Here is a 21475-nt window from a genome sequence, read left to right as displayed (position 1 = left end):
TAGATGGAGGAAACTGTAGGATGTGTGGTTTTGTTGGCTATATCTCTGATGTTCCGAAAGAGATAAATAGTAACTGGAAAGAAACGTTCCAAAATATGAACGATCTGATCACTCATCGTGGTCCGGATGATTATGGCTATTTTTTTGATGAGCATGTAAGTTTTGGATTTCGACGTTTAAGTATTATTGACCTTGAAAGTGGACATCAGCCACTATGTTATGAAAATGAGAGATATTGGATTATATTTAACGGGGAAATTTACAACTACGTCGAGTTGCGTGACGAATTAATCAAGAAAGGGTGTTCGTTTTCTACCCATTCTGATACAGAAGTGATCGTTGCTTTATATAGTATTGAAAAAGAAAACGTGGTAAATAAACTTCGTGGCATGTTTGCATTTGTGATTTGGGATAAACAAGAGAAAGAAATTTTCGCAGCACGTGACCCGTTCGGGATTAAACCGTTTTTTTATGTAGAAAAAGACGATCATCTATTTGTCGCTTCTGAAAAGAAGAGCATTTTATATGCTCTTGAACACGACGAACTAAATCATGAAGCTTTGCAACATTATTTAACCTTTCAATATGTTCCAGAGCCATTGACAATGTCTGCTCACATTCGTAAGCTAGAACCTGGACATTATATGAAGAAAAAAATAGGAGAAAAATTAAATATCCAGCGCTATTGGAAGGCTACATTTCATCCAATTAATCAATCGGAAAGTGAACTCGTCAAAGAAATTCGACAAGCGTTGTTTGATTCGGTAAGTATTCATATGCGTAGCGATGTTCCGGTCGGCTCATTTTTGTCAGGAGGAATTGATTCTTCGCTTATTGTAGCTATTGCAAAACAATTTCATCCGCATATCAAAACATTTTCAGTTGGATTTGCGAGAGAAGGATTTAATGAAATTGATGTAGCAAAAGAAACGGCAGAAAAGTTAGGAGTTGAAAACATCAGTTACATCATTTCTCCAGACGAATATGTGGAGGAATTGCCGAAAATTATATGGCACATGGACGATCCATTAGCAGATCCTGCAGCCGTCCCTCTTTATTTCGTAGCAAGAGAGGCTAGAAAACATGTAACCGTTGTTCTTTCTGGTGAAGGGGCGGATGAGTTGTTCGGGGGATATAACATTTATCACGAACCAAAATCTTTACAAATATTCGAGAAAATACCGAGTTTCATACGATCTATTTTAGCGATGATCGCAAAAGTATTGCCAGACGGGGTAAAGGGGAAAAGTTTTATTGAACGTGGGATCACTCCAATCGAACAACGTTACATTGGCAATGCAAAGATGTATAGTGAGCGGGAAAAGAGAGAATTGTTGAAAGTATATGATCCAAATGTATCATACACCAACATTACCGCACCGTTTTATCACGAAACAGAAGGATATCCTCCGATCAACCGAATGCAACATATTGATATTCATACATGGTTGCGAGGCGATATTTTGTTGAAGGCAGATAAAATGACAATGGCTCATTCTTTAGAACTGCGCGTCCCTTTTCTTGATAAAAAAGTATTCGAAGTAGCCACGAAAATCGCCCCAGAAATGAAAGTCAAAAATAAAACAACCAAGTATATTTTGCGAAAAGCAGCAGAAGGAATTGTTCCGGATCATGTTTTACATCGCAAAAAGCTAGGCTTTCCTGTTCCTATTCGGCATTGGTTAAAAGATGAAATATATGACTGGGCGAAACGTACGATAAAAGAAAGTGAAACAGATCATCTATTTCATAAAGATGTATTGTATCGTCTGCTAGAGGAACATTGTCAAAACAAAGCGGATCATAGTCGGAAAGTATGGACAGTACTCACTTTCATGGTTTGGCATCAAGTGTATGTCGAGAAAAAATATCACTTTATGAATGAAGAAGAAAAAATAAAACTGTTCGTGTAAATGGTTAGTTATGTTCGGAGCTTCTTTTTATCTAGGAGCTCCTTTTTTATTGCGTTTTATGCATACAATAATATAAAAAAGGGGAATACGAAAATGAAAAAATGGATGATTATGGTTATGAGTTTTTTTCTTTCTGCTTGTCATGTATCGAAAGCAGAAAAACAAGAGGCGTATAAAGAAGGAGATCACATCGCATACGAAGTGATTACAGTTGAACAGCTTCCACAGCATATGAAAGCATTGTATGAAAAACAGCATAAACAATTTCAAACGTACACCGTTAAACAAGATGATGTCACGTATGCGATTATTCATCTCGGGGAAAGAAAAACAGGTGGATATGGGGTTGAAGTGATTGAGGTCCGATATAAAAAAGGCAAAGCAATTGTCTATTATAAAGAACAAAAGCCAGCACCAGATGCAATCGTCACACAAGCGTTAACGTATCCGAAAGTCGCTATCAAAATAAAAACAGCGATTCCGATTGAAATAAAGAAAAAATAGCTCTATGTTTCGTGCATAGAGCTATTTGTCTGCGGTAATCGCATCCGCTACAATCCATCCTGATAATGCGCAACCGAGCGAGCCTGCACCTGGAAATACAGTATCGCCGCAAAGCCAAAGTCCTTCGACATTCGTTTGCGGTGCATACGTAGACAATAAACTGAAGACACCGTTTGGAATATATCCTCCTACCTTTCCGAACGCCCGGTGTGTAAAGCGAGCAAATGTCACAGGGGTACCAATCAGTTGGATATGCACATTTGTCAAAGGGAATGTTTTGCTGACACGTTGCAATATTTGTTCTGTAAGCATCTTTTTCTGTTCATCATACGCATGACGATTCCACCAATGAAGTGGTTCTGTATGGGTAGAAATAGTTATAGAACGTTTCCCAACAGGTGCCATTTGTTGATCGAACGGTGCGGAAGCGGACAATAGAAATTGATTTCCTTCACTCATCGGTTTTGTTCGATCGACGATAAATTGGTGGTATAAGCTATCTGTCTGAAAGCTGTCGTCTACTCCCATGTAAATTGTAAACGCTCCCCAAGCCGGGCGCTTTTTTTCTTTTTCTTCACGAATCGAAAATGTACATTTAATAGAATCATCTAAAATGGCAAAAATACTATGGACAGAGCCGTTAAATACAACATGTTTCGCTTCATATGTTTGTTTTCGGTTTGTCGTCACGAGCCAATGGCGCTCTTTGCGAATAGAAATGACTTTTTCACGCATCCGTAGCTCTCCGCCAAGTTGCTTGTAACGTTCTGCAAGTGCATCAACAACAGTAGCAAGCCCTCCCTCCACGTAAAACGCTCCACGATGAAAGATGCTTAAGGCAACGGCACCAAGCAAAGCGGGACAACGTTCAACCGTTGTTTGTACACTATCAACGAGTTGGCCGTTTAAAAAGGCAATGAATGTCTCGTCACGAATGCCATAATGTTCGAGGCGTTTCGCAATCGATTGAAATAAAAATGGTGTGGCGCGCAATAATTTTCGATCAGCTTTTTGTAGCGCTTCGAATATATGTTTCATTGTTTTTGGTGGGATCATCGGTCGTTCGTATACAAAAGAAAGTAGTGCGTCCGCCAGAGAAAACATTTCTTCAAAAAAGTGGACGATGGCTGCGCTATCTTTTGGGAATTGTTGTGCAATTTCTTCAAACCAACGTTCTTTTTGTTGGTAATAACGAATCGTCCGATCGGGAAAATGTACGTCCATAATTGTATCTAATAAATGAACAGGAAGAGGAGATATGTCGAGTTCATGAAACAACTTTGAAAATACACCGTTTTCTTCAAAGCCCATCCCAAGCGTTGCTCCTGCTTGAAAACGAAACGACTGTCGTTCAAATTTTCCTGCACATCCGCCGAGTTCGTTTGCAGCTTCAAATGTCAAGGTGCGATATCCTTTTTTCGCAAGAAGCGCACTTGCTGTTATTCCTCCAAATCCTGTTCCAATGATAATGACATCGTACAATATAGTCACCTTCTTTTTTTATTTTTATTTTATTATACAATTATTAAACAAATGTTGTACAATAAGAACGTGTAAAAGATGAAAGGATGGGATATATGCATACAGCAGTTGTTTGGTTTCGCCGAGATTTTTCGTCTGCACGATCATACAGCGCTCGTTCATCATCTTTGGTGAGGAGACTCCCACTTCAACGACCAAAGGGAGTAAGTGGGAGAGGAATCGCTTTTTTTGTGTTTTTGTGTCACTAAAAAATATGATATAATATATTTAGTGAAAGAGAGGTGAGACAAATGGACATGACGTTAACAGCCAAAATAAAAATTTACCCAACGGCGGAACAAGCAGAAGTATTGAAAGCCACCCTTTCCGCTTATCGACAAGCATGCAACGCTGTATCTGTTGTGATTTTTGACACAAAAGTGCTTGCACAAGCCAAGTTGCACGACATGACCTATCGTCCACTTCGAGCAAACTACGCGTTGCGTTCGCAAATGGCGCAATCTGTGATCAAGACGGTGATCGCTAGATACCGTTCCCTAAAAAGCAATGGTCATGAATGGACATTGGTTCGCTTTAAAAAACCTGAATATGATCTCGTTTGGAATCGAGATTATTCGCTTGTTCAAGGATTATTTTCTGTCAATACACTAGAAGGACGGATTAAAGTGCCGTTCGAACCAAAAGGCATGGAACAATATTTTGATGGCTCATGGACGTTTGGTACAGCCAAACTCGTCTATAAGCATAACCAATTCTTTTTGCACATCCCTATGACCAAAACGATTCCAACCGTAGATGAACACAACATTCGCCAAGTGGTCGGTGTCGATGTAGGGGTTAACTTTCTTGCAACAGCTTATGATTCGCAAGGGAAAACCACCTTTTTTAACGGACGAAAAATCAAGCATATGCGTGCGAAGTACAAACGAATGCGAAAAACCCTCCAGCAAAAAGGGACGGCTTCTGCGCGTCGGAAGTTGAAAACAATCGGACAACGAGAAAACCGTTGGATGACGGATGTGAACCATGCTGTCACGAAGGCACTCGTTCGTCAATATGGAGAACGTACCCTTTTTGTATTAGAAGATTTAACAGGCATTCGTGAAAAAACAGAACGTGTACGTATCCATGACCGATATGAAACCGTATCGTGGGCTTTTTATCAGTTCCGTCACATGTTAGAGTATAAGGCACGTTTGCATGGGGCAAAAGTGATGGTGGTTGCTCCGCATTACACCTCTTTGACATGTCCAAAGTGTGGTCATACGGAAAAAGCCAATCGAAACAAGCGTACACACACCTTTTGTTGCCGAACATGCGGATACACCTCAAACGATGACCGCATTGGTGCCATGAACCTTCAACGAAAAGGAATAGAGTACATCGTTGAAGGAACGACACAGGCATGACCTGCGTCGTTGGGCAGTTGTCAACCTGCCCCTGATGCAACCCCAAGTCAAGGAAGGAGGACCAAGTCCGCTCGCACTTCTGGGGAGTTGCAAGCCCCCACTTCAAGCGTTAGCTAAGTGGGGGTAGTTGACGAGCCATGGAAAAGCAATATCAAAACCGATTACCCTGCGCCAACTGTCGATCATCAACTGCAACGTCAACGTGCGATTGCGTTGTTTCGGATGAATGAGTGAGTATAAAAGCCTGCTTGATGAAGTGGGCTTTTATCTTTTTCGTCATTAGTCAATCAATTTTGTGAAGGATTATAAAACAAGAAAAAAGAATAGAAATAACTATCATCGATGTCGGACGTATGTCATCAAAAGGAATGGAGGAAAATGGGATGAGAACAGCAATCGAAAGAAAGAAGTTTTATATTAACGGCGAATGGGTCGAAGCAAAGATGTACACTAAGCTTTTATCCCCGTATTCTAGTGAAGTGTTAGCGGAGATTCCGCTTGCGACAGAACGTGATGTCAAGCAGGCGATTGCGGCTGCGTATGAAGCGCGGCAAGTGATGGCGAAAATGCCGGCACACGAGCGGGCGGCGATTTTAGAGAAAGTGGTAGCTTTATTGCAACAACGCGCAAACGAAGCGGCTACGATCATTGCGAAAGAAGCTGCAAAACCGATCACGACCGCTAAAGCGGAAGTAGCTCGGACAATTCAAACGTATAAATTTGCGGCGGAAGAGGCGAAGCGAATTCATGGGGAGACGATTCCGCTCGATGCTGCGCCGGGCGGGGAACATCGTGTCGCTTTTACGGTCAGAGAACCGATTGGGGTGATTGGGGCGATTACGCCGTTTAATTTTCCGATGAATTTAGTAGCACATAAACTAGGTCCTGCGATTGCAGCAGGAAACACCGTTGTATTGAAACCTGCGAGCCAAACGCCGCTTTCTGCCTACTTTATTGCCGAATTATTTGAGCAGGCAGGACTGCCAAACGGAGCGCTTAATGTCGTGACCGGAAGCGGAAAAACAGTTGGCGATCAAATTGTGACAGATTCACGTGTTCGCATGATCACATTTACAGGAAGTCCAGAAGTAGGGATTGCTATTCGTAACAAAGCTGGCTTAAAACGCGTCACGCTAGAGTTAGGGTCAAACTCAGCGGTTATTATCGATGAACAAGTCGATATCGAACGAATCATTCCGCGGTGCGTTGTCGGTGCTTTCTCGTTCCAAGGGCAAGTGTGCATTTCGTTGCAACGTATTTACGTGCATGAAAAACGGTATAAAGAATTCGTCGAAAAGTTTGTGGCAGCGGTGAAGCAGTTGAAAGTTGGTGACCCGCTTGATCCGAAGACAGACATTTCGGCTCTTATTTCTGAAAAAGATGTCGAGCGTTCGCTAGAGTGGATTGAAGAAGCGAAACGAGGTGGTGCTGTTGTTGCCATTGGTGGGGAGAGACAAGGAAATATTTTGTTGCCAACGGTCATTTTAGATGCGGCGCCAACGATGAAAGTATCGTGCCAAGAAGTATTTGCGCCAATTGTTTTGATTAATCAAGTGTCTTCCGTCGACGAAGCGATTGATCTTGTCAACGATTCACGCTACGGGTTACAAGCCGGCATCTATACAGACAACGTTCATACTGCTTGGGAAGCAGCGGAGAAACTGCATGTCGGAGGGGTGATTATTAACGATATTCCAACGTTTCGTGTCGATCATATGCCGTATGGTGGGGTAAAAGAAAGCGGATTTGGGCGCGAAGGTATTCGATATGCAATCGAAGAAATGACAGAATTAAAGCTGATTATCTTTAATCGGAATCGGTAATCTGGTAATTTTGGTATCCCAGTCAGTCAACTTATTTTTCGCCAAGAGCCGCTAGGTTTGTCGATCCAAATAGTCGTAACGATTTTTCAAAACTTTTTAACTTGCATGCCAAAGGAGTGCTCTGCTCCCGCTCCTTTGGCTATGTTTGTTCGGTTATTTACGTATAACAGGAACCCATAATTCATTTTCAGGAAGATGATCCGGTGCATAATAACATTCAATACACGGAGCATCAGCAAGTTCATATTGAGGAAAAGGAAGCCATTCATATAATTGATTCCACGCCTCAGTTACGTTTGAAATCACCACCCACGTGTCATGTTTGATCGTCATATATTGCATATCGCTCGGAACTTCCCCATCATAACGTATTCCCATAAAATAAGTAAACTGTTCGTCTGTTATTTTAGCTTCTTCCCCACAAACACCCAACAGCCCTTCAAGTGTGCATTTTGGATGCTCCCATGAGAGATCGATCAGTTTTTGCATAAATCCATCTTGTTCGGCATGAGCCCAAAGCGAAGGAATCATTTGGAATGCTTCGTCTGTTTTCACGCGGTACCCTTTTCCTACAATGGTTAATTCAAATGGAATCGTCTCAATTTTGTGCTCCATGTTTGATAGCTCCTTTTATTGATATGGATATTTTTGTATGAGTTGAAATTCCTCACCTTTTTATATTAACATAAAAATCCAATATGAATTTGTAAATTTTTTAAGAAGGTGTTGCATGACATTGAATAACATCGTTACGTTGTTTCGTTTTATTGTTGTTGGAGTGAGTAATACATTTGTGGATTTTTTGTTATTTTTCTCCCTCATAGCACTTCATGTGCCATATATGTGGGCACAAATGTTTGGCTATAGTGCAGGTGTGATCAATAGCTACATATGGAATCGGGCGTGGACGTTTCGATCAGTAGGAGGGGGGAAAAAACAATTCGTTCGTTTTCTTGCCGTAAACCTTTGTTCTCTCATCGTGACGATCATGATGCTACACGGTTTCAGAGAAATGTTTCCGATTGTTTTAAACAAAATGATAGCGACGATAAGCGGAATGGCGATCAACTGGATCGGAAGTCGTATGTGGGTGTTTTCTGAAAAAATGTGTTGTAAAGAAAAGTGACATATATTTTTAAATATTAAGAAAAAATGTTTGTTTTATTCACTTTTTATGTTATATTAATGTTATTAAATATAACATAAGGGGGCGTGTGTATGTTTTTGTTAAAGAAGAGGTTGAATGTACAAGAATCTAGTGGAGAGAAGTCGAGTGGGATACTAAGTCAAATTGAAGTGGCGGCTGACCAACTAAAAGCAGTTGTAGAGCAAATGAAATTAGCTGCCGATTCACTTGATCGAACATCGAGTGCTACACAACAAAGCACTGTACAGCTGATCGATCGTTTAGAAAAAACAGTAATTTATACGATGCAAGTAGAAGAAAAGACGAAGATGATTGAACAGTCGGCGTTGAAAATTTCAGATGTTTCCCAGCGTATTCATGCAGACAGCGAAGCATCTTGCAATGAACTTATTCGGTCATTACGTTCATTAGAAAATCTTCAACGTGAAATGAACGATCTGCGGGCAGGGCATTATGCATTACTTCGTCAAATGGAAATGTTAGTAGAGCGTTCACAGGAAATTCATCACATTCTTTCAACGATCGCCTCTATTTCGCAACGGACGAGTATTTTAGCATTAAATGCAAATATTGAATCAGCGCGTGCGGGTGAACATGGGAAGGGATTTTCTGTTGTCGCCAATGAAGTTGGAAAATTAGCTAATCAAACATCGGTTGCTGTGGAACAAACTCGTGACATTTTGTCGTCGATTCAATCAGAGATTGCATCGACAATGCACATGGTGAAAACAGAGACAGAACAAATTGAAAACGGATCAAGCGAAATGAATAACGTCCTTTCTCTTCTGACTGATTTTAAAGAAAGGCTTCATCATATGACGGCTATGGCGTATGATTCATCGCAATCAGTCGAAGAACAAACGGGAAGCATGCAAGAAATTTCCGCTTTGCTTGCATATATTTCTTCACTCGCGTTAGAAAATAAAGACCACGCGCATGAGGTTGCGAAACATATGGAAATACAGCATGGAAATGTCGAGCAAATGTTACGGGTTAACGAAGCGATTGAAAAAACATCAAACGAGTTACAAACAATTATAAAAAAAGATGAACAAGAGCAAATGTTTTCTGTGGATTTACATGTGATTGAACGGATGAAAGGAAAACTCACATCATTTTTACATGCTTATCCACTCGACTGTTTAGATGTGAGAGAACATGAGAAATGTTTAAATGAGTTTTTGCGGACGAATGACAATGTGGAAGCTGTTTGGTCAAATCGCATTGATGGGACGTTCATTTACTCAAATCCTCCAGCCGGTCTTGTCAATGCGAAAGCGAGACCGTGGTTCGTTGAGGCCGCTAAAGGTAATGTGTACGTTTCCTCTATATATACATCAGCGCTGACAAAGCGTCCATGTTTGACCATTTCAGCGCCAATTGTCCAAAAAGGTCAAGTAGTTGGAGTTGTCGGCATCGATTTGTCTATGTAGTCACACAGTAAGCCAGTTGCGCTTATCAGCTGGCTTACTGGTATTGATTTAACGTAGCAAAAAATTGTTTTACGAACTGATAAAATACGTTGACAGAAGGTGCAAGATCACATTTTGGTAAAATGATTCCGACGTTGCGACGAACGAGCGGAAATTCGATCGGGACTTTCGCTGTATAACGAAGTGTCGTTCCGTAAAATGTACTTTCAGGGAGCAAAGTCACTCCAATTCCTGCTGAGACGAGTCCTTTAATTGCATCTAAATCTTCTCCTTCTGATGAAATGATCGGAGAAAAGCCGGCTTGCTTACAAGCATCTTCTACTATTTTTCGTAAAATAAATCCTTCTGGAAACATGACAAATGGCTCATGTCGTAATTCACTTAAAGTGATGCTTCGGTTTTGACTAAGTGGGTGATCTGTCGGAATGAGTGCGGCGAACGACTCGGTAAATAAAATATCCCCTTGAATGCCCTTTTCTTCAGTTGGCACGGGACCTAAGAAAGCCACATCAATTTCTCGCCTTTTCACTGCATCAATCAAAAACTTATATGACCCTTGACGCAAATGGAAAGAAATGTGCGGATGTTTTTGTTTAAATGTGGAAATGACCATTGGCATCGTATAGCTTGCGAGACTTGTTGGAAAACCAATTTTAATTGTTCCGCGCTCTGGATCTAAATATTCTTCAATTTGTTGCTTCGCATAGTCAATCGCTTTTAATGCCGATTCAATATGTTGTAAAAAGTGGCGGCCGATCGGTGTTAATTTTACGTTTCTTCCTTCACGTTCGAATAGCTTGACCCCGAGTTCATCCTCTAAATTTGCAATTTGACGACTAACAGCAGATTGAGCGACATGCAACGCTTCAGCAGCTTCTGACACATGTTCCCGTTTGGCAACTTCTGTGAAATAAACTAATTGTCTTAATTCCATTTTTTCCACCTCTTTCTATCGTTCTCGAAATGAGATGAATATTATCTAAATTATATATTGTTTATATAATTATTGAAACCTACAATTATACATACAAGATAACGGAATGGGGGATTCACATGAGAGGACTACCAAAGGCGCAAGGGTTGTACTGTCCACAATTTGAACATGATGCATGTGGGATCGGGTTATACGCCCACTTAAAAGGGGAAGCGTCTCATCATATTGTCAAGCAAGGTCTTCATATGTTGCGTCAATTAGAGCATCGCGGAGGTCAAGGGAGCGACCCGCAAACAGGTGACGGTGCTGGAATCATGGTGCAAATTCCTGATGATTATTTTCGATCCGTTTGTTCGTTTTCACTTCCTGCAAAAGGGCGTTACGGAGTCGGGATGGTCTTCTTTTTTGAGCATGACGAACAAAAGAGGGGCATTTTAGAACAGAAAATCAATGACATCATCTGCGAGGAAGGACAAACGTTGCTCGGATGGCGAGATGTACCTGTTAATGCCGGAAAACTCGGAACATTGGCTAAAAAAAGTCGTCCGTTTATTCGTCAGCTTTTTATCGCAGCGAGCGACGATATAACAGATGAACAACATTTTGAGCGAAAGTTATATGTCATTCGTAAACGAGCAGAAAAGTTAGTAAAAAACAATGAGTACTATTTTGCGAGTTTATCCAGTCGAACGATCGTTTACAAAGGGCTAGTCACCCCTGAGCAACTGGATGCTTTTTATATTGATTTACAAGATGAACGATTTCGCTCCGCGTTTGCGCTCGTTCACTCGCGTTTTAGCACAAACACGTTTCCGAGCTGGGAGCGGGCACATCCGAATCGTTATTTAATTCATAATGGGGAAATTAATACGCTACGAGGCAATATTCATTGGATGATGGCGCGAGAAAAACAATTTTCATCGCCTATGTTTGGTGATGATTTACAAAAAGTACTTCCGATTTTAGATACGAACGGAAGCGATTCTTCCATGCTTGATAATGCGTTTGAGTTTTTTGTGCTAGCTGGAAGGTCGCTCGCTGAAACGGCAATGATGCTCATTCCAGAGCCATGGTATTGGGATGAAGAGATGGATGATGATAAAAAAGCGTTTTATGAATATTATAGTTGTCTTATGGAGCCGTGGGACGGACCAACGGCCATCGTGTTCACGAATGGAAAACAAATTGGAGGGATTTTAGATCGCAATGGCCTTCGTCCAGCACGTTACTATGTGACAAAAGACGACTATATTATTTTTTCATCAGAAGTAGGTGTGATCGATGTAGAGCCGAACAATATTTTATACAAAGAACGATTAAGTCCTGGAAAAATGCTTTTTATTGATTTTGAACAAGGACGCATCGTTTCTGATGAAGAAATAAAAAAACAAATTGCCAATGAACGACCATATCGTCAATGGGTGAATGAACAAATGATTTCTATTGACGAATATGCCGAAGATGAGCAGGAACAACCGTTTAACAACCTTTTGACGTGGCAAAAAGCGTTTGGATATACGTATGAAGACGTGGAAAAAACAATCATTCCGATGGCAACGGAAGGAAAAGATCCAACAGGGGCGATGGGAAACGATACACCTTTAGCCGTCTTATCAGATCGACCGCAAAGTTTATTCAATTATTTTAAGCAGCTATTTGCACAAGTAACAAATCCACCGATCGATGCGATTCGTGAATACATCGTCACATCAACAGTGACGTTGCTTGGAAAAGAAGGAGATTTGTTGAATCCGGATGCATCTTGTGCTCGTCGCATTCGATTAGAGTCACCAATAATCACGAACAAACAATTAAACGCCATTCGAATGAGTCCGTATCGTGAATTTGCTAGTGTGACATTGTCAACAGTTTTTACACATAACTTAAAAGAAGCGTTAGATGAATTATGTCAAGCGGCGGATGAAGCGATTGCTTCTGGTGCAACGCTACTTATTTTATCTGACCGTTGCATAAACGAACAACGTGTAGCGATTCCGACACTTCTTGCGGTTAGCGCGGTACATCAACATCTTGTTCGAAAAGGGACACGTACGAAAGTCAGTTTAATTGTGGAAAGTGGAGAAGCGCGTGAGGTGCATCATTTCGCAGCGTTAATCGGATATGGAGCGGATGCAGTCAATCCGTATTTGGCATTTGCGACCATTCGAGAAGCGATTGAAAAAGGAGTGCTTCAATCGACATACGAAAAGGCAGTCGAAACATATAAAAAAGCGGCGACAGATGGCGTTGTGAAAGTGATGTCAAAAATGGGTATTTCAACCGTGCAAAGTTATCGTGGCGCGCAAATTTTTGAAGCGATCGGCATCGGGGATGATGTTATCGATCAATATTTCACCGGAACAGCGTCGCAAATTGGCGGAATCGGTTTGAATGAAATTGCCCAAGAAGCAAAAATGCGCCATATGCAAGCGTTTTTCACGTCTTATGATGAAACATTAGATTCTGGAAGTGAATTGCAATGGCGGAAAAACGGGGAACATCATGCGTTTAATCCGAAAACGATTCATACGTTACAATGGGCATGTCGAAAAAATGACTATGCGCTGTTTAAACAATATTCTGCGATGGCGAATGAAGAGCAGCTTACATTTTTACGTAATTTATTTGAGTTTGACGACACACGTACACCTATTCCGATTGAAGAAGTTGAACCGATAGAGGCGATTGTTCGTCGCTTTAAAACGGGGGCGATGTCGTACGGTTCATTGAGCCAAGAAGCACATGAAGCGCTTGCGATTGCGATGAATCGCATCGGTGGAAAAAGTAATAGTGGAGAAGGTGGTGAAGATCCTAGTCGCTATACAAGAGATGAAAATGGCGATTTCCGTCGCAGTGCAATTAAGCAAATCGCATCTGGCCGTTTCGGAGTGAAAAGCCATTATTTAGTTCATGCCGATGAGCTACAAATTAAAATGGCGCAAGGAGCAAAGCCTGGAGAAGGTGGTCAACTGCCTGCGAATAAAGTATATCCGTGGATCGGAAAAGTGCGTGGGTCTACGCCAGGTGTGGAACTTATTTCGCCACCACCGCATCATGACATTTATTCCATTGAAGATTTAGCACAGCTTATTTATGATTTGAAAAATGCAAATCGCGATGCGCGCATTAGTGTAAAACTCGTTGCAAAATCTGGTGTTGGCACGATCGCTGCAGGTGTGGCTAAAGGCGGGGCAGATGTGATCGTCATTAGCGGATATGACGGAGGGACAGGTGCTTCACCAAAAACAAGCATTAAACATGCGGGGCTTCCGTGGGAACTTGGTTTAGCTGAAACGCATCAAACGCTTATGTTAAATGGGTTGCGTGATCGCGTTGTATTAGAAACAGACGGAAAATTGATGACTGGTCGCGATGTCGTCATGGCGGCGTTATTTGGCGCTGAGGAATTTGGTTTTGCGACCGCTCCACTTGTCGTTTTAGGTTGCGTGATGATGCGCGTTTGCCATTTAGACACATGTCCGGTCGGTGTAGCAACACAAAATCCAAAATTGCGGGCAAAATTTACTGGAAAGCCAGAACATATCGTTAATTTCATGTATTTTATTGCTCAAGAGGTGCGTGAAATCATGGCGCAACTTGGCTTCCGTACGATCGAGGAAATGGTCGGACGCGTGGACGTATTAAAAATAAGTGAACGGGTAAAACGACATTGGAAAGCGAAACATCTTAAGTTGTCACGTTTGTTGCATCAAGTGGAAGGATCGCGCACGTTTTCTAAATCGCACGATCACCGTCTCGAACAAACGCTTGATTACCAAACGATTTTGCCAGCTGTCCAGCAAGCAATAGAGGAGAAAAAGCCTGTGCAATTGCACGTACGCATTAACAACGTACAGCGAACAGTCGGCACGATAGTAGGTAGCGAAGTATCAAAACGATTTGGTGAAGAAGGTCTTCCAGAAGATACGATTCAACTATATTTTCAAGGCTCAGCGGGGCAAAGCTTCGCAGCGTTCGTGCCAAAAGGAATGACGATGACATTAGTCGGTGATGCGAACGACTATGTTGGCAAAGGTTTATCAGGTGGAAAAGTGATCGTTCGTCCACCACACGAAGCTTCGTTTGCGTGCAGTGATCAAGTCATTATTGGAAATGTTGCATTTTACGGTGCGACAAGTGGAGAAGCGTATATTCGTGGTCGTGCTGGGGAGCGTTTTTGCGTCCGAAATAGTGGCGTTCATGCGGTTGTTGAAGGAGTTGGTGATCACGGCTGTGAGTATATGACAGGAGGACGTGTTGTTATCCTCGGCTCTGTTGGAAAAAATTTTGCTGCTGGAATGTCTGGTGGTGTAGCTTACGTATTCGCTTACGATGATACGTGGCAAAAAAACGCGAACTGTGAACTCGTTTTATTTGAGTCCTTAGTCGATGAAAAAGAAAGAAGCGATGTGCGCGAAATGATTGTGAAACATTACAAATATACAGAAAGTCCAAAGGCAGCATATGTGCTTGCGAATTGGGACGATGTAGTCAAACGGATCGTCAAAGTGATCCCGAAAAACTATAAATTGATGATTGAAACAATCGAGGCGATGAAGCAGCGTGGTTTATCACACGATGAAGCGGTATTTGAGGCGTTTGAAACGGTTGTAAACAAAAAAGGTGTGAAAGTGGTGGAAGCGGTCGCGAAATAGGCGAACGCTTCCGAATAGGTGAAAGGGGGAGAATGATGGGGAAAGCAACGGGATTTATGGAATATGTACGGGAGGAAGAAAAAAAGCGCGATCCGCTTTCCCGTTTACATGATTGGAATGAATATACGTTTCCATTTTCAACCGACACGTTAGCGAGACAAGGTGCGCGATGTATGGATTGCGGTACGCCGTTTTGTCATATGGGCATAGAGCTTCAAGGCTTGACATCTGGCTGTCCGATTCATAATCTCATCCCAGAATGGAACGACCTTGTGTATCGTGGAAGATGGAAAGAGGCGTTTGAACGGTTAGTGAAGACAAATAATTTCCCGGAATTTACAGGACGCGTTTGCCCAGCGCCGTGCGAAGGATCGTGTACAGTAGCGATTTCTGATCCGGCAGTAGCGATTAAAGGAATTGAACGAGCGATTATTGACAAAGCGTTTGAGGAAGGGTGGGTTCAACCGCGCATTCCGAAAAAGAGAACCGGAAAAAAGGTGGCCGTCATTGGCTCTGGTCCTGCAGGCTTAGCTTGTGCAGATGAACTAAATCAAGCTGGTCATTTTGTCACTGTGTATGAGCGCGCGGATCGAATTGGTGGTTTGTTGATGTACGGCATTCCGAATATGAAACTTGGAAAAGACGTTGTTGAGAGACGTGTACGCTTGCTTGAAAAAGAAGGAATTACGTTTGTTACAAACATAGAAGTCGGAAAAGATTTGACGATGGATGAGTTGCGCAAACAATATGATGCAATTGTGCTTTGTATCGGAGCACAAAAACAACGTGATCTTGTTTTAGAAGGACGCGAACTAGATGGCGTTCATTTAGCAATGGATTACTTGACCGTAACAACAAAATGGTTGTTGAATGGTGAAAAAGATGAAACGTTTATTGACGCAAAACATAAACACGTCATCGTTATTGGCGGGGGCGATACGGGGGCAGACTGCGTAGCAACGGCATTGCGGCAACAATGTAAAAGCGTTGTGCAATTCGGCAAACATCCGGCATTGCCAAAAGAGCGTACAAACGATAATCCATGGCCGCAATACCCGCTTGTATTTACAGTTGACTATGCATATGAAGAAGCGGAAGCGAAGTTCGGCAATGACCCGCGTCAATATTGTATTCAAACGAAAAAAATCGTTGGTGATGAGAGAGGGAGAGTAAAAGAACTGCATACGATCCAAATGGAAAAAATAATAGATGATCAAGGGCGTGCTGTATTTAAAGAAATTCCAGGTACAGAGAAAATATGGCCGTGTGATCTCGTATTGATCGCTATTGGTTTTGAAAGACCAGAACCGCAACTTTTACAACAGTTTGGAATCGAGACAATTAGTAAAGCATACAAGACGAATGTCGAAGGTGTATTTGTCGCAGGTGATGCAAGACGTGGACAAAGCCTTGTTGTTTGGGCGATTCATGAAGGACGCGAAGCAGCGAAAGAAATGAATCATTTTCTTATGGGGGATTGAGAGGGGGACATCTGCGAAAGTCCATATTTGAAAAACTCTTTTTCTGCGTTTTTTGTAGAAAAAGAGTTTTTTATTTTTAGAATTGTTTTTTTATTTTTAGAATTGTCATTTTATTTCAAAAAGTGTTACAATGTTTAACAAGTTCAGAAAAGATGGAGGGATTTGTTTTGCGTAGCGATATGATTAAAAAAGGATTCGATCGCGCACCACATCGTAGTTTATTGCGCGCAGCAGGAGTAAAAGAAGAAGATTTCAATAAACCGTTTATTGCGGTTGTCAACTCGTATATTGATATTATCCCAGGACATGTTCATTTACAAGAGTTTGGAAAAATTGTCAAAGAAGCTATTCGAGAAGCGGGCGGAGTACCATTTGAAATGAATACAATCGGAGTAGACGATGGCATTGCAATGGGACATATTGGTATGCGCTATTCATTGCCGAGCCGCGAAATTATAGCAGACTCTGTCGAAACAGTCGTTTCTGCACACTGGTTTGACGGGATGGTATGTATTCCAAACTGCGATAAAATTACCCCTGGTATGATGATGGCAGCAATGCGTTTAAACATCCCAACCATTTTTGTTAGCGGCGGACCGATGAAGGCGGGTGTCACAAGCGATGGAAAAAAAATCTCGCTTTCCTCTGTATTTGAAGGCGTTGGTGCATATCAGGCAGGGAAAATCGACGAAAAAGGACTACAAGAGCTTGAGCAGTACGGTTGCCCGACATGCGGTTCTTGTTCAGGAATGTTTACAGCAAATTCGATGAACTGTTTAGCCGAAGCGCTTGGCTTAGCTCTTCCGGGTAACGGTACGATTTTAGCGATTGATCCGGCACGAAAAGAATTTGTACGACGTTCAGCTCAGCAGTTAATGTATCTAATCGAGCATGATATTAAACCGCGCGACATCGTCACCGAAAAAGCAATTGACAATGCATTCGCACTTGATATGGCGCTCGGTGGTTCGACGAACACAGTACTACATACGTTAGCGATTGCGAATGAAGCAGGCATTAACTATCCGCTTGAGCGTATTAACGAGGTCGCATCTCGCGTGCCGCATCTAGCAAAATTGGCACCAGCATCAGATATGCATATTGAAGATTTGCACGAAGCGGGTGGTGTATCTGCAGTATTGCACGAACTGTCGAAAAAAGAAGGCACCCTTCATTTAGATGCATTGACGGTGTCAGGCAAAACACTTGGTGAAAACATTGCAGGATGCGAAGTAAAAAACTATGAAGTCATTCGTCCAATTGACAATCCGTACTCAGAAACAGGTGGACTGGCTGTACTGTTCGGTAATTTAGCGCCAGATGGTGCCATTATTAAAACAGGTGGCATTCAAGGTGGCATTACACGCCATGAAGGACCGGCGATCGTATTTGATTCTCAAGAAGAGGCGCTTGAAGGCATTGCGGCAGGAAAAGTACAACCTGGGCATGTCGTCATCATTCGTTACGAAGGACCAAAAGGTGGGCCAGGTATGCCAGAAATGTTAGCCCCGACATCGCAAATTGTTGGGATGGGATTGGGTACGAAAGTAGCGCTCATTACAGACGGTCGTTTCTCTGGCGCTTCTCGCGGCTTATCGATCGGACACGTATCGCCAGAGGCAGCTGAAGGGGGGCCGATCGCTTTTGTGCAAAATGGGGACCATATTGTTATTGACGTTGTGAAACGAACGATTGATGTTCACGTTCCAGAAGAAGAATGGGAAAAACGAAAAGCAAACTGGAAAGGATTCGAACCAAAAGTGAAGACAGGTTATTTAGCTCGCTATTCAAAACTTGTCACATCGGCAAGTACCGGCGGAATTATGAAAATTTAAAAAATTTGTCGAAAGGTTGTTCATAAATCCAAAACAAGCTTCCGTTATAATGAAAGAAGTAAAGCGATAATGGGAGTGAGGGAGATGAATACGCAATTTATTGCCGGTCATGCGCGATTGCCTTCAGGAATGGCGGCAAAAAGCGTATTTGATACGTTGACGATTACGGCAGAAGTAGATAAAAAGTACGGCGTCATCGTTGATGCTTCTTGTACGTTAGCAACAGAGCACGGTCGTGATTATGTGGCACGGTTGTTAAAAGGTCATTCATTAAAAGACGGAATCGACGAACCGCTTGCTCAATTACATGAAGGATATTTAGGAAAGGCAAATCAAGCTTTATGTGCAGCATTAAAAGATTTGTATAAACAATATTGTAAACTCGAAGAAAAAATGCATGCAGAAAAATAGAAGGTGACACGAGCCACCTTCTATTTTTCTTCCCAAGCTGGAAGCATTTTTCGGAGCGGTTTGTCTTGACGATAGCCAAGGACGTACTCTGCTTGCATAATTGTATGAATTTCACGCGTTCCTTCGTAAATAACTGGGGCTTTAGAGTTACGTAAATATCGTTCGACTGGATATTCATTTGAATAACCGTATGCCCCGTGAATTTGTACGGCATCATCAGCCGCTTTGTTGGCAAAGTCGCACGCCATCCATTTCGCTAGCGATGTTTCACGTGTATTTCGTCTTCCTTTATTTTTTAAAAAGCCGGCTTTATATACGAGCAAGCGGCTCATTTGTAAGCCTGCCTCCATATTTGCGATCATTTGTTGTACAAGTTGATGACGACCGATTTCTTTTCCGAACGTTTTTCGTTCGTGACAATATTTCACGCTTGCTTCTAAGCAAGCCATAATTAAACCGCATGCTCCAGCAGCAACAGTAAATCGTCCGTTATCGAGTGCGGACATCGCAATTTTAAATCCTTCTCCTTCTTCTCCAAGTAAGTTTTCTTTCGGGACGCGCACGTTGTCGAAAAACAGCTCACCTGTATTGCCTGCGCGAATGCCGAGTTTTCCTTTAATGGCGCGCGATGAAAAACCGGGCATCGTCCGTTCAACAATAAAAGCAGAAATACCACGATGTTTTTTCGATTTGTCTGTATAAGCAAAAACGATGAAATGGTCAGCGATGTCGCAAAGAGAAATCCACGTTTTTTGTCCGTTTAAAATGTAGTCATCCCCGTCGCGTACAGCTGTTGTAGAAATAGCAGCAACATCTGAGCCAGCGTTTGGTTCTGTAAGTCCGAACGCACCAATTTTTTCTCCTTTTGCTTGTGGTACGAGATATTTTTGTTTTTGTTCCTCTGTTCCCCATTGAAGAAGTGTTAAACTATTAAGTCCGATATGGACAGAAACAGCGGTGCGAAACGCTGTATCCCCACGTTCTAATTCTTCACAAACAATAGCTAATGAATTATAATCCATTCCCATTCCGCCGTATTGTTCTGGGATACATACACCCATTAAATTTAATTCCGCTAAGCGCTTCAAAATGTTTGGATCAAAATAGCCTCGTTCATCCCATTCTTTTATGTGAGGTAAAATTTCTTTATCGACAAATTTTCTTACCGTTTGTCGCAACATGTCTTGTTCTTGCGTGAAATCAAAGTTCATCATGTTTATTTCCTCCTTCAAATAAGTAGTTGTGTTCTCCTGCGAGCGGGGGTGCCAATCGATATGTGACCGGTGTATGTGAAAACTTTAGCGGTGTTCCGACAAGTTTCAACTCACCGACATCTGGGTGACCCATGCGAATAATCATATTTCGTGCGAGCGTTTGTGGATGCTGAAACACTTGATCGAGCGTATGCACAGGACCACAAGGAATGCCTTTTTGTTCAAATAATCGTTGCCATTCTGCACGCGATTTCTTTTTTAATTCATCGTTTAGTCGTTGATTGAGTTCATGACGATAGGTGACTCGACCGGCATTTGTTTGAAACCGTTCATCCGCACCGATCGTTTGATCTTCTAATAGTTCACAAAGTGCTTGAAATTGTCGGTCGTTTCCGACAGCAACAACAAACAAACCATCGCTTGCTTCATACGTTGAATATGGAACGATGTTCGGATGATCGTTTCCCAACGGTTTTGGCACTTCGCCAGATATTAAATAATTTGAAGCGACGTTCACAAGGGCGCTAATGGCACAGTCAAATAAACTTAAATCAATTTTTTGACCGCTTCCTGTTTTTTCTCGGGCAATAAGCGCTGCTTGCACGGCAATGGCGGCATATAAACCTGTAAAAATATCTGTGACAGCGACACCGACTTTTAATGGTCCAGATTGTTCCGTACCGTTAATACTCATCCAACCGCTCATCGCTTGAATAATATAATCGTAGCCAGCTAAATGGCGATACGGTCCCGTTTCACCAAATCCGGTAATGGAACAGTAAATGAGTTTCGGATTGATGGCAGAAAGATCATCATATCCAAGCCCGAGCCGTTCCATTGTCCCGGTTTTAAAATTGTGTATAATGACGTCGGCTGTTTTAACGAGTTGACGAATCGTTTCTTTTCCGCTTTCTTCTTTTAAGTTGACAGTCATGCTCCGCTTATTTCGATTGACCGCTGCATAGTAAGCGCTCATGCCGTTTTGGAACGGTGGTCCCCAAAATCGTGTATCATCCGATCCGCCAGGTGCTTCAATTTTCATGACATCCGCTCCAAGATCACCCAAAATCATCGTGGCGTACGGACCGGCAAGAACGCGTGTAAGGTCGACAACTCGAATACCATTTAGAGCCCCTACCATTTGTTCACCTCCATATTTTTGTAATAAAAAAGCCAGTCCCTCCCTCAAACGTACAGGAAAGGAACTGGCATAAACGATCCGAGCGTGCCTTTC

15 protein-coding genes and 1 pseudogene are annotated in these 21475 nt (G+C 42.1%); 11 read left to right on the top strand and 5 right to left on the bottom strand.

Annotation, left to right across the window (positions count from 1 at the left end; all coding sequences use genetic code 11):
- Positions 1-20 precede the first annotated feature (20 nt).
- Together asnB and ETB99_RS04555 are read left to right on the top strand one after the other, a co-directional pair.
- A complete protein-coding gene (gene asnB / locus ETB99_RS04560) occupies positions 21-1913 on the top strand; it encodes an asparagine synthase (glutamine-hydrolyzing) (protein WP_171700021.1) in 1893 nt (630 codons plus the stop codon).
- A 93-nt stretch (positions 1914-2006) separates the two neighbouring features.
- On the top strand, positions 2007-2417 hold the full coding sequence (locus ETB99_RS04555) for a protease complex subunit PrcB family protein (protein WP_171700020.1): 411 nt from the start codon (positions 2007-2009) through the stop codon (positions 2415-2417).
- Between the two features lie 21 nt (positions 2418-2438).
- On the opposite strand, the gene ETB99_RS04550 is transcribed toward ETB99_RS04555, so the two are convergent.
- On the bottom strand, positions 2439-3908 hold the full coding sequence (locus ETB99_RS04550) for a phytoene desaturase family protein (RefSeq protein ID WP_309138133.1): 1470 nt from the start codon (positions 3906-3908) through the stop codon (positions 2439-2441).
- A 281-nt stretch (positions 3909-4189) separates the two neighbouring features.
- On the opposite strand from ETB99_RS04550, the gene ETB99_RS04545 reads away from it, so the two are divergent.
- From ETB99_RS04545 to ETB99_RS14950, 3 genes and pseudogenes are all read left to right on the top strand, one after another.
- Complete coding sequence (locus ETB99_RS04545; RefSeq protein ID WP_171700018.1) at positions 4190-5308, top strand: RNA-guided endonuclease InsQ/TnpB family protein; 1119 nt, start codon at positions 4190-4192, stop codon at positions 5306-5308.
- A gap of 383 nt (positions 5309-5691) precedes the next feature.
- Positions 5692-7131 carry an aldehyde dehydrogenase family protein gene (locus ETB99_RS04535; RefSeq protein ID WP_129000356.1) on the top strand — a complete coding sequence of 480 codons (1440 nt, stop codon included), beginning with the start codon at positions 5692-5694 and terminating at the stop codon, positions 7129-7131.
- Positions 7132-7233: pseudogene (locus ETB99_RS14950) on the top strand (AEC family transporter); the annotation flags it as partial.
- Between the two features lie 51 nt (positions 7234-7284).
- Here ETB99_RS14950 and ETB99_RS04530 read toward each other — a convergent pair.
- Positions 7285-7746, bottom strand: a complete 462-nt coding sequence (locus ETB99_RS04530) for a GyrI-like domain-containing protein (protein WP_171700017.1) — start codon at positions 7744-7746, stop codon at positions 7285-7287.
- Between the two features lie 115 nt (positions 7747-7861).
- Here ETB99_RS04530 and ETB99_RS04525 point away from each other — a divergent pair, with 115 nt between their 5' ends.
- Positions 7862-8257, top strand: coding sequence for a GtrA family protein (locus ETB99_RS04525; protein ID WP_077428513.1), 396 nt, complete (start codon positions 7862-7864; stop codon positions 8255-8257).
- A 92-nt stretch (positions 8258-8349) separates the two neighbouring features.
- On the top strand, positions 8350-9711 hold the full coding sequence (locus ETB99_RS04520) for a methyl-accepting chemotaxis protein (protein ID WP_129000353.1): 1362 nt from the start codon (positions 8350-8352) through the stop codon (positions 9709-9711).
- Positions 9712-9745: 34 nt separating this feature from the next.
- On the opposite strand, the gene gltC is transcribed toward ETB99_RS04520, so the two are convergent.
- Complete coding sequence (gene gltC / locus ETB99_RS04515) at positions 9746-10645, bottom strand: glutamate biosynthesis transcriptional regulator GltC (protein WP_077428511.1); 900 nt, start codon at positions 10643-10645, stop codon at positions 9746-9748.
- A 119-nt stretch (positions 10646-10764) separates the two neighbouring features.
- On the opposite strand from gltC, the gene gltB reads away from it, so the two are divergent.
- The 4 genes from gltB (at position 10765) to ETB99_RS04495 (ending at position 19027) form a co-directional block, all read left to right on the top strand.
- Positions 10765-15300 (top strand): glutamate synthase large subunit, encoded by a 4536-nt coding sequence (gltB, locus tag ETB99_RS04510; RefSeq protein WP_216366061.1) that lies wholly within the window; start codon positions 10765-10767, stop codon positions 15298-15300.
- 35 nt (positions 15301-15335) lie between these two features.
- Entirely contained in the window at positions 15336-16781 is a 1446-nt protein-coding gene (locus ETB99_RS04505; protein ID WP_171700016.1) for a glutamate synthase subunit beta, read from the top strand.
- Between the two features lie 152 nt (positions 16782-16933).
- Positions 16934-18616, top strand: a complete 1683-nt coding sequence (ilvD, locus tag ETB99_RS04500; RefSeq protein ID WP_129000351.1) for a dihydroxy-acid dehydratase — start codon at positions 16934-16936, stop codon at positions 18614-18616.
- Positions 18617-18700: 84 nt separating this feature from the next.
- On the top strand, positions 18701-19027 hold the full coding sequence (locus tag ETB99_RS04495) for a DUF3870 domain-containing protein (protein ID WP_003395822.1): 327 nt from the start codon (positions 18701-18703) through the stop codon (positions 19025-19027).
- A gap of 20 nt (positions 19028-19047) precedes the next feature.
- Here ETB99_RS04495 and ETB99_RS04490 read toward each other — a convergent pair whose 3' ends face one another.
- Positions 19048-20241, bottom strand: a complete 1194-nt coding sequence (locus tag ETB99_RS04490; RefSeq protein ID WP_171700015.1) for an acyl-CoA dehydrogenase family protein — start codon at positions 20239-20241, stop codon at positions 19048-19050.
- Positions 20228-21382, bottom strand: a complete 1155-nt coding sequence (locus ETB99_RS04485; protein WP_129000350.1) for a CaiB/BaiF CoA transferase family protein — start codon at positions 21380-21382, stop codon at positions 20228-20230. Before ETB99_RS04485 ends, ETB99_RS04490 begins: the two co-directional genes overlap by 14 nt.
- Between the last annotated feature and the right edge of the window lie 93 nt (positions 21383-21475).

Source organism: Anoxybacillus sp. CHMUD (assembly GCF_013096965.1).
GTDB lineage: Bacteria > Bacillota > Bacilli > Bacillales > Anoxybacillaceae > Anoxybacillus > Anoxybacillus kestanbolensis_A.
The sequence above is the reverse complement of the archived record's forward strand: the minus strand, read 5'-3'. Positions and strand labels throughout refer to the sequence as shown.

What these genes read in the sequence shown, in the direction of transcription:
- asnB (WP_171700021.1), top strand. Translation starts at nt 21, where the DNA reads ATGTGTGGTTTTGTTGGCTATATCTCTGATGTTCCGAAAGAGATAAAT.
- ETB99_RS04555 (WP_171700020.1), top strand. Translation starts at nt 2,007, where the DNA reads ATGAAAAAATGGATGATTATGGTTATGAGTTTTTTTCTTTCTGCTTGT.
- ETB99_RS04545 (WP_171700018.1), top strand. Translation starts at nt 4,190, where the DNA reads ATGGACATGACGTTAACAGCCAAAATAAAAATTTACCCAACGGCGGAA.
- ETB99_RS04535 (WP_129000356.1), top strand. Translation starts at nt 5,692, where the DNA reads ATGAGAACAGCAATCGAAAGAAAGAAGTTTTATATTAACGGCGAATGG.
- ETB99_RS04530 (WP_171700017.1), bottom strand. Translation starts at nt 7,746, where the DNA reads ATGGAGCACAAAATTGAGACGATTCCATTTGAATTAACCATTGTAGGA.
- ETB99_RS04525 (WP_077428513.1), top strand. Translation starts at nt 7,862, where the DNA reads ATGACATTGAATAACATCGTTACGTTGTTTCGTTTTATTGTTGTTGGA.
- ETB99_RS04520 (WP_129000353.1), top strand. Translation starts at nt 8,350, where the DNA reads ATGTTTTTGTTAAAGAAGAGGTTGAATGTACAAGAATCTAGTGGAGAG.
- gltC (WP_077428511.1), bottom strand. Translation starts at nt 10,645, where the DNA reads ATGGAATTAAGACAATTAGTTTATTTCACAGAAGTTGCCAAACGGGAA.
- gltB (WP_216366061.1), top strand. Translation starts at nt 10,765, where the DNA reads ATGAGAGGACTACCAAAGGCGCAAGGGTTGTACTGTCCACAATTTGAA.
- ETB99_RS04505 (WP_171700016.1), top strand. Translation starts at nt 15,336, where the DNA reads ATGGGGAAAGCAACGGGATTTATGGAATATGTACGGGAGGAAGAAAAA.
- ilvD (WP_129000351.1), top strand. Translation starts at nt 16,934, where the DNA reads ATGGAGGGATTTGTTTTGCGTAGCGATATGATTAAAAAAGGATTCGAT.
- ETB99_RS04495 (WP_003395822.1), top strand. Translation starts at nt 18,701, where the DNA reads ATGAATACGCAATTTATTGCCGGTCATGCGCGATTGCCTTCAGGAATG.
- ETB99_RS04490 (WP_171700015.1), bottom strand. Translation starts at nt 20,241, where the DNA reads ATGATGAACTTTGATTTCACGCAAGAACAAGACATGTTGCGACAAACG.
- ETB99_RS04485 (WP_129000350.1), bottom strand. Translation starts at nt 21,382, where the DNA reads ATGGTAGGGGCTCTAAATGGTATTCGAGTTGTCGACCTTACACGCGTT.